Origin of the sequence: Methanobrevibacter sp., assembly GCF_030539555.1 — an archaeon.
GTDB lineage: Archaea > Methanobacteriota > Methanobacteria > Methanobacteriales > Methanobacteriaceae > Methanocatella.
On record NZ_JAUNXX010000060.1, the window covers coordinates 1 to 8,594 of the forward strand.

The 8,594-nt window shown below is 33.8% G+C and carries 10 protein-coding genes and 1 pseudogene; 1 reads left to right on the forward strand and 10 read right to left on the reverse strand.

Annotation, left to right across the window (positions count from 1 at the left end; genetic code table 11):
• Positions 1-888 (reverse strand): annotated as a pseudogene (locus Q4Q55_RS08600) (hypothetical protein); the annotation flags it as partial.
• Positions 889-1,069: 181 nt separating this feature from the next.
• Between Q4Q55_RS08600 and Q4Q55_RS08605 the strand changes: the two are divergent.
• Positions 1,070-1,486, forward strand: coding sequence for a DUF123 domain-containing protein (locus Q4Q55_RS08605; RefSeq protein WP_303372414.1), 417 nt, complete (start codon positions 1,070-1,072; stop codon positions 1,484-1,486).
• Here Q4Q55_RS08605 and Q4Q55_RS08610 read toward each other — a convergent pair.
• The 9 genes from Q4Q55_RS08610 to Q4Q55_RS08650 form a co-directional block, all read right to left on the reverse strand.
• Positions 1,476-1,967 (reverse strand): hypothetical protein, encoded by a 492-nt coding sequence (locus Q4Q55_RS08610; RefSeq protein WP_303372405.1) that lies wholly within the window; start codon positions 1,965-1,967, stop codon positions 1,476-1,478. The genes Q4Q55_RS08605 and Q4Q55_RS08610 overlap by 11 nt on opposite strands.
• A gap of 8 nt (positions 1,968-1,975) precedes the next feature.
• The gene (locus tag Q4Q55_RS08615) at positions 1,976-3,586 is read right to left on the reverse strand and encodes a helicase HerA-like domain-containing protein (protein ID WP_303372406.1); all 1,611 of its coding nucleotides are present in this window, start codon (positions 3,584-3,586) and stop codon (positions 1,976-1,978) included.
• A 6-nt stretch (positions 3,587-3,592) separates the two neighbouring features.
• Complete coding sequence (locus Q4Q55_RS08620) at positions 3,593-6,184, reverse strand: DUF5814 domain-containing protein (protein WP_303372407.1); 2,592 nt, start codon at positions 6,182-6,184, stop codon at positions 3,593-3,595.
• A 55-nt stretch (positions 6,185-6,239) separates the two neighbouring features.
• Positions 6,240-6,446 (reverse strand): hypothetical protein, encoded by a 207-nt coding sequence (locus Q4Q55_RS08625; RefSeq protein WP_303372408.1) that lies wholly within the window; start codon positions 6,444-6,446, stop codon positions 6,240-6,242.
• Positions 6,446-6,850: a type II toxin-antitoxin system VapC family toxin gene (locus Q4Q55_RS08630; RefSeq protein WP_303372409.1), complete on the reverse strand. Its 405-nt coding sequence runs from the start codon at positions 6,848-6,850 to the stop codon at positions 6,446-6,448. Before Q4Q55_RS08630 ends, Q4Q55_RS08625 begins: the two co-directional genes overlap by 1 nt.
• Positions 6,851-6,871: 21 nt before the next feature.
• Positions 6,872-7,111 carry a hypothetical protein gene (locus Q4Q55_RS08635; protein ID WP_303372410.1) on the reverse strand — a complete coding sequence of 80 codons (240 nt, stop codon included), beginning with the start codon at positions 7,109-7,111 and terminating at the stop codon, positions 6,872-6,874.
• Positions 7,112-7,498: 387 nt separating this feature from the next.
• Positions 7,499-7,705, reverse strand: coding sequence for a hypothetical protein (locus Q4Q55_RS08640; protein WP_303372411.1), 207 nt, complete (start codon positions 7,703-7,705; stop codon positions 7,499-7,501).
• A gap of 10 nt (positions 7,706-7,715) precedes the next feature.
• Positions 7,716-8,105, reverse strand: coding sequence for a type II toxin-antitoxin system VapC family toxin (locus Q4Q55_RS08645; protein WP_303372412.1), 390 nt, complete (start codon positions 8,103-8,105; stop codon positions 7,716-7,718).
• 18 nt (positions 8,106-8,123) lie between these two features.
• Positions 8,124-8,396, reverse strand: coding sequence for a hypothetical protein (locus Q4Q55_RS08650; RefSeq protein ID WP_303372413.1), 273 nt, complete (start codon positions 8,394-8,396; stop codon positions 8,124-8,126).
• Positions 8,397-8,594 lie beyond the last annotated feature (198 nt).

The window sequence follows — 8,594 nt, forward strand, 5'->3', positions numbered from 1 at the left end:
TGCTCCGCCATTATATTTGGCGGAATTATTAGCCATATTAACGTAAGCAAAATAAGTGGGAGTATTTAATGTTGTTATTGCGCCTCCAAAGGTTGAGGATGAATTAGCAACTTCAATATTGTCTGCATTAAATTTGGAGGATTGTTTAATATAGATGCTTCCTCCAGCATCATACAATGACTTTGAATTATAAAATTTGGATTTGGAGATAGTTACATTTTCACCATACTCACATGCAATTGCACCACCGTAATTAAATGCAATATTATTATAGAATAAAGAATTGCTTACATTTAAACTGCCTGCACCAATGTAAATGGCTCCACCATATACTGCATAATTGTCTTTAAATGTGCAATTATCAACACTTACATAAGAATTATCATTTGCATTGTTTACATCGGTGAAAATTGCTCCACCCCAATTATTTCCATAACTGTCTGGCTTAGAACCATAACCATCTTCAAAAACAGTGTTTTTTGCCATAAATTTAGCATAATTGGTAATTGATGCACCTATAAACGTTATGTTTTTAACAGTTAATTGATTGTTAACTGTAAATGCAACACCATCATATTTTATTATTGTTTTGTCAACATCACAGCCAATTATATTTACCTCCTGGATATATTTTGAACTGTCCAGTTGATATTCCCCATTTGCCAGATACAAATTACAATTTCCCGGAATTCTGCTGGCTGTCAAATACTTATAGGGATTATCTATAGATCCATCCCCATCACTTTCAGCGGATGCATTAAAATAATAATCATTGGATGCTGATAATTCATTATCATACAAAGGCATTGAAACTACTTCAGTTAGATTTGTAGTTTCATAATTCAATATTTCACCACCATTATCTGATGCAAAGCTTGCTGGAATCATGATTAATAAAAAAAATAGCAATACAGTCAGAATAATGGTTTTTTCCCCCTTTACAAACAATTTTTTTGACCTCCATAAATAAAAAAAATTCTATATTTAATAAATTTATATAATTAATATTATAAATAATCAACTTAAATTTAAAAAAAATATAAAATACTTTAAATATAATAAGAATATGATGAAAGGATGCTACTGCTTAATCATAGAATTAACTGAAAAATCGATTATCAAAATTGGAAAACTAAATGAAATCAAATTTAAAAAAGGTAATTACGTTTATATAGGCTCTGCCATGAACTCACTCGAAGCAAGACTTAAAAGACACTTAAGTGATGAAAAAAAGCTCCATTGGCACATAGACTACCTTCTAAAAAAAGCAGAAATTACAGATATAATCTATAACAAAAACAAGAAGGTTGAATGTGAACTATCAAAATATCTGGAAACTAAAACAAGTGGAATTAAAGGCTTCGAATGTTCTGACTGCGAGTGTGAAAGTCATCTGTATTTTTTCAAAAATAGAAATGATGCTATTGAATGTGTAAAAAATGCATACGATTCAATAGCCATGGAATATGAATTTTTTAGAATATGAATTCCTGTTTTTTCTTGTGTTTGTAATTTATATCATGTGCATTCAATGCAATCTTTTTTAATGCATCCATATTACTAATATTAATTTTAACAATGTTTTCCCAGTCAGATTCAAGAGAAGTAATTTCATCCAATATTTCCCCACCTTTTTCTGTTAACCTGCAGTCATAGGCAAGTCCATTTCCAGGATTATCATCAATTTCAATTAAACCTTTTTTAGCAAGTTTCTGATATTTTTTCAGATATAAATCCAAATGCATGTTGAACAAATCATCCTTGTTGGCATTTTGGAATTTTCTTACCCTAATTGCCACATGGCGAGGTTTTTGATGTTTTTGGACTTGCTTTAACAATCTGATTTGACTGTCATGCAAATGAATGCTCAAATTATCCTTAATATAAATCATTTTAGACTCTTCAATCATTCCCACTAATGATGCAGGACTCATATTTGCAATTGCTTCTTTATGCGGATGTACCATAATATCACCTATTTCATCTGTCCGAATATTCCTCTCATTATTCCTTTTGTCACTTCACGTGCAACTGTATTTGCAGCTTGTGATGCTGCCCTTTCAGCCATTTTTTGAGCTTCAGATTTTTTAGCTTTTTTACCTTTTGATGGTTGGCCTCCACCCATAACAGTTCCTATGATATCACCTAATCCGAATGCAGATTGAGAAGATTCTTCTTGAGCAGGAACATCTGCTTGAGGAGTCATTTCAACTGAAGATTCATGTTTTTGTTCAATAGCTTGTTCAACGGCTTCTTTAGTTTCAGGTATCACTTCACTTTCCAGATTGGAATCTGCTTCAATTTTATTTAACAGCAATTCATAAGCAGATTCAGGGTCAACCGGCTCCCAGTATTTTGATTTGAGTTCTGATAAATTAATAAGTTCAGTTCTCATTCCCTCATCGATGGCTCCAATGAAACTTTGGGGAGGTACGATGTCCACTTTTTCAACGACAGTAGGGACTCCTTTATCATCCAAAACTGACACCAATGCCTGACCAATTCCAAGTTCAGATATTACCTCTGCAGTGTTGAAGTCAGGGTTTGGTCTAAATGTTTCAGCAGCCACTTTAACAGCCTTCTGGTCTTTTGGAGTGTATGCGTGAAGCGCATGCTGAACCCTGTTTCCAAGTTGTGCTAAAATATCATCAGGAATGTCTGCCGGAGATTGTGAGATGAAATACAATCCAACCCCTTTTGACCTTATTAGCCTTACGATTTGTTCTATCTTTTTGCCGAACTCGGGTGACATATCATCAAATAAAAGGTGTGCCTCATCAAAGAAGAATACGAATTTTGGCTTGTCCATATCTCCCACTTCAGGCAGGTTCTCAAATAATTCGGATAACATCCAAAGCAGGAATGTTGAATAGATTTCAGGAGAAAGGGATAATTTTTGTGAATCCAAAATGTTAATGATTCCTTTTCCGTTTTCATCAACCTTTATGAAGTCATTCAAATCAAGCGCAGGCTCAAAGAAGAAGTCGTTTCCACCTTGGTCTTCGAGTGTAATTAAGCTTCTCAAAATTGTATTTGCTGATTTTTCAGCTATTGCGCCATATTCACTTTCATATTGTGCCTTATTTTCAACGACATGATTAATCATGGCTTTTAAATCTTTTAAATCTATGATTGGTAATGAATTATTATCGGCAACTCTAAATACAATATTTAAAACACCAGATTGAGCTTCAGACAGGTTTAGAATTTTAGCAAGTAAAACTGGTCCCATTTCAGATAATGTTACTCTTACCGGAAGACCCTTTTCACCAAACAGATCCCAAAATTCAACAGGATATGCCCGGTATTTGAATCCTTTAGCGGCAAGACCATATTTTTCGACATTTGTTTTGATTTTTTCTGTTTCAGAACCCAATTTTGCAAGTCCTGAAATGTCTCCTTTCATATCTGCTAAAAATACAGGAACGCCCATGTCTGAAAATGATTCAGCAAGAGTTTTTAAAGTAATTGTTTTTCCAGTTCCTGTTGCACCGGCTATTAAACCATGTCTGTTAGCCAGTTTCGGTAATAAAAACACATCAGCATTCTCATTACAACCTATTAATATTTTATCTTCAGCATACATTCATTTTCACCCGTTTTCTATTTTTTTAATTAACCAACTAGTCTTTTTAACAAAATTTTGTCTGTTGTAAGCTTTAGCTATTCTTCTGATAGCATCCAAATTCTTAACGAAATTATCCAGCCATGAGAAAATATCTCCCGGATAGACCTGAATCTGATATTTTCTAAACAATTTATTTGATATATCCTGAGGGTCCTTGCCCTTGAGACGCTCATGAACAATTACTTCAGAGATTCCTCTCTGCATGCATGAACAAAACGGCCTGTCCTGACATTTGCACTGCATGAAATCACTTTGAAGAGCAATTAATGCATCCTGGAATTTTTTATCAACCTTTTCAATAGCTTCACCTGAAGATATTATATCCAGAGTTGATTCTGCAAATAGCCTTGTCGAGAATTTAATCTTTAAGGCATTTGCGATTTGATTGTGAATAACACTTGAGAGATACGCGTTTTCAAACATCTCCAAATCCAGTGCCATTGCAAGTATTAAAACCTTAAGCTTGTCATACTTGTCCTTTTTTTTATACATTGGAGAAAGACCAACATATCTTTTAAGATAATTGTAATCATTTAAAGTATTTTTAATAAACTCGGCATCCTCAATTGATAAAAATGACACTGATGTTGCACGACCATATTTAGTCACTGCCAACTTATTGGATGGGGACCTGTCAATCAGGCCCAAATCTTCCATCTCATCAATAGCTATTTTTATACTAATAGGTACATCAATGTTTTGATAAAATTCATTCAGTTCTTCATATGATTTTATGGAAGTCGAGGAAATGTCAGCCAGAATCTGTTCATATGAGGATTCCTCATCATATTCAATGAAGACATCCTCGCTATTGCTTTCCAATAGCTCCAATGCCATTGCCTCTTCGGATTCACCTGCAAAATCATTTCCAACTTCCGGTAAAAGATAAACAATACCACGGTCATGATAGGATGGCCTTCCTGCACGGCCGAGCATCTGTGAAAACTCATTTGGATTAATCCATTTGTTTCCCATGACAAGTGAGTCAAAAATAACCTGTGAAGCCGGAAAGTCCACACCTGCAGCCAAAGCTGCAGTCGTTACAACACAGGATAGTTTACCCTTGTCAAAGTCCTTTTCAATCTTTTCCTTTTTATAATATGATAATCCCGCATGATACGCCTGCGCTTTTACTCTTTTGTTTGTTAGGAAGTTTGCAATCTTGTGAGTTTTTCGCCTTGAATTAGTAAAAATGATAGTCTGGCCTCTGAAACCCTTCTTGGATTTGGTGTTGAATTCCCTTTGAACCAGTTTCAGCATTATATGATGTTTTTGAGACTCATTTCTCACATAAACCAGATGACGCTCCAATGGAACCGGACGCTCATCATACTTGACAAGCTTCATGTTGAACTCGGATGCCAAAAACTCTGGATTTTTAACTGTAGCGGACAGTCCAATGAGTTGGGTTTTTGGATAGAGGTGCTTTACACGCTTGATTAAACCGTTGAGGCGGGTTCCCCTGTCTTCATCATCAATCATGTGAATTTCGTCAATCAATACGACACCCAGATTGGACAGTGATGAGGAATTGCCGTTTCGCAAAAGATAATCAATTCCTTCATAAGTTGCAACCACAATGTCTGATGAAGACACATCACTGTCTGGGAAATTGAGCTCTCCTTTTGCCTTCACCCTGTTTCTTCCGACCTTTATTGCAACATTAAGTCCCAACTTTGAATATTTCCTTTTAAAATCACGATATTTCTGATTGGCCAGTGCCACAAGGGGAGTTAGGAAAACGAATTTCTTTCCTTTAAGGGCTTCGGTTATTCCTGCAAGTTCTCCGACCAGAGTCTTACCTGAACCTGTTGCGCTTACAACCAGAAGGTCTTCTCCTTTCAAAAGCCCCTCCTTAATGGCCAGATACTGGACAGGTAACAGTTTAGTGTTACCTGAATCAAGAAGAATTCTTTTAAAGTCCTTATTGATTTTTAAACGTTTCATATCAATAGGAGGTATAATGTGCCTTGACTTTTTGGTTCGGTCAAATAATGTCAATTTCCTGTTTTTTAACGGGTCAAAGTGAGGATCCAAAATTGACAATGTCTTTTCAAGACTGCCAGTCTTTTCCAGAGTGTTTTTAAGGTTTCTGAAAATGCTTTTGTCAAATCCCTGAAGCTTCAATTCTTCCTTGATGGTGTCATGGGCGCAGTCCTTACAGATCAATTGATTGTTGTATTTATATGAATAGGATGAGTTTACGATGGTGATGTTTCCCTCAAAGGCACAGTAGTCGCAAACCTGTGTTTTTCTGACCTTAATGTTGAGGGATTTCAGATATTTTTCAACCTTTTCATCAGGAGTGGCAAGAAAGACTGCCTGTGAGCGAAGAAGCCTGATTACCTCTCCCGGAGGCATGAGCTTTTCTGTTAATGTGGAGTTGTCCTTAAAGTTATAGTCAGCCACAAACCTTGAAATGGACAGTGAATCCCCATCATGGCTGAACTTGATGTTTCCAACAAATTCCGGTTCTCTTTTGTGATTAAGGGCACCTTTCGGCGAACCGATTGGATACAGTCTCCACTGTTTTTTTACCTTCTTTAAAACTAGCATTGATAATATTATATTGTTAATTGTTAATAAGTTTTTAAAAAAAATAATGTTGAAGTTAATCAATATTTAACGCATCATCAATCTCCTTTAATGTTTCTTTTGAGTGCAATCTTTCAAAGTTTTCTTCATTCAAACCATCATACAACAAACCCCTATTGATATAATTATATATTAATTCCCCAACACTAATTTTAAGCTCTTTAGCTTTATTTTCAACCATTTTCTTAAGTTTCTCATTTTTAATCTCATGCTCGAATTCCATCAAACCACCAAAGTACTTTGAAGAATATTTATTCCTTTTATTTTGCTAAAATCACTGTCAAAAGTCGCAATCTTATTAATCCCCAAACCAAACATCGTGTTGATTATTGTACAGTCACTATAGTTAATTGAATTTCCATACCACCTGTTAAGATTCAAAGAATTAATATAATCTTCAAATGTTAAAGAAACAATCTTATTATTACATTTCAATTCATTATAGACCTCACCAGCTAAGGAATTTGTTTTAGCAGTGAAATTTAATGTTTCAACTAGAACAGTGGTATTTATTACAGTTAACTCATTATACTCACCAATTTCATCCCGAACAATTAATGCTTTCTTGTGAAAAGAATCTTTTTCATCGATTAATCCCTTCAAGTAACTGGAATCCAAAAAAATCATATTACCACCAAAAAAATTAAATTAATCCTTTTTATTACATATTCCAACTAATGCATTGGAAAAAGGTTGGGTCCTAATAATTCCTCTTTTTTTATCCATTTCTACATCTTTTTTTAGCATTTCTTCGATTTCTTCAATAGACAAACTAGGAGCTACATAATAATCATCACTATATAATTCTCTTTTAATGTATCTGTCAATCAAATCCGAAACAGAAATATTTAATTTATCTGCATTCTCTTTTAATTTTGTTTCCATCATTTTATCACATCGTATTTTATATTTTTCAGACAATGCAACACTCCCCCGATTAATAATTTGCAACTTGGAGGTTTAATAGAACATGAATTACCAATCATAAAAGTATTACTTATATCATAATTAGTAATACTTAATATATAAACCTTTCCAAATAGCATTAAACATCAATTAAAGAGTAGTTATACATTAAAATATTTAAATCTTTCCAAATAACAGTTAAACTTAAATAGTATGGTTTTTTGAGGTCGATTTTACAAAACAAAAGCAATTTTACTAAAAAAAAGTTTTCAAAATTGACCATTTGATATCTGGTTTTCAGTATTGCCAAACAAGAACTTAGCTATCATCTCCTCAAAAAGTTGGAAAAACAGCACAAAAATCCGATTGTTAGTCAACATCAAGAGTATCGTTAATCTGTTTTAAATATTCCTCCGAGTGCAATCGCCAAAAGACATCCTCATTTATGCCATCAGACATAAGGCCCCTGTTGATATAATTGGATATCAATTGTTCAACAGAAATATTCAGCTCATCTGCCTTGTTTTCAACCATCCTTTTAAGTTTCTTGTTTTTGATTTCATACCCAAATAACATATCATCACCTTTATGAAATAATATCAAATGCACCGACTTTTTTAAAATCACCATCAAAAGTTGCAATTCTTGTAATGCCCATAGAAAACATGGTGTTGATTATGGTGCAGTCACTGTAATTAATTGAATTTCCAAACCAGCAATTAATCTCCAACGATTTTAAATAATCATCAGAGGTCAAGTTCACCAATGTATTATCCTCTTTAAGATCAGAATATATCTCCTTTGCAAGAATATTCGTTTTGACCGACCAGTTCAATGTTTCAACAAGAACGGTTGTGTTAATTACTGTTTTTTCATTATAATCCTCAATGATCTCCCTTACAATTAATGCATCCTGATGATGAGTGTCTTTGACATCAATTAATCCTTTAAGATAACTGGAATCAAGAAAAATCATGTTTAGACCCCATTAAAATTATTTGTCCCTATTGAGTATACCAACAAGGGAATCACTACGCGGACTTGGATAAATGCCATTTTTTCTATCCCTTTCAGCGTCCCTTTTTGACATCTCTTTCAATTGCTCTAAAGAACGTCTTGGTCTTTCCAAATAATGATTATCCATATACAACTCTCTTCGGACATACCTATCAACCAAATCGGAGATGGATATACCCAGTTTCTTTGAATTTTCCTTTAGTTTTGTTTCCATCATTTCATCACATCTCACATTAAATTTTTCAGACAATGCAACACTCCCCTAATCAATAATTTCCAACTTGGAGGTTTAATAGAAGATGAATTACCAACCATGAGAGTATTACTTATATTAAAATTAGTAATACTTAATATATAAACCTTTCCAAATGGAGTTAAACATCTATTAAAGAATAGTTATACATTAAAATATTTAAATCTTTCCAAATAACAGTTAAACTTAAATAGT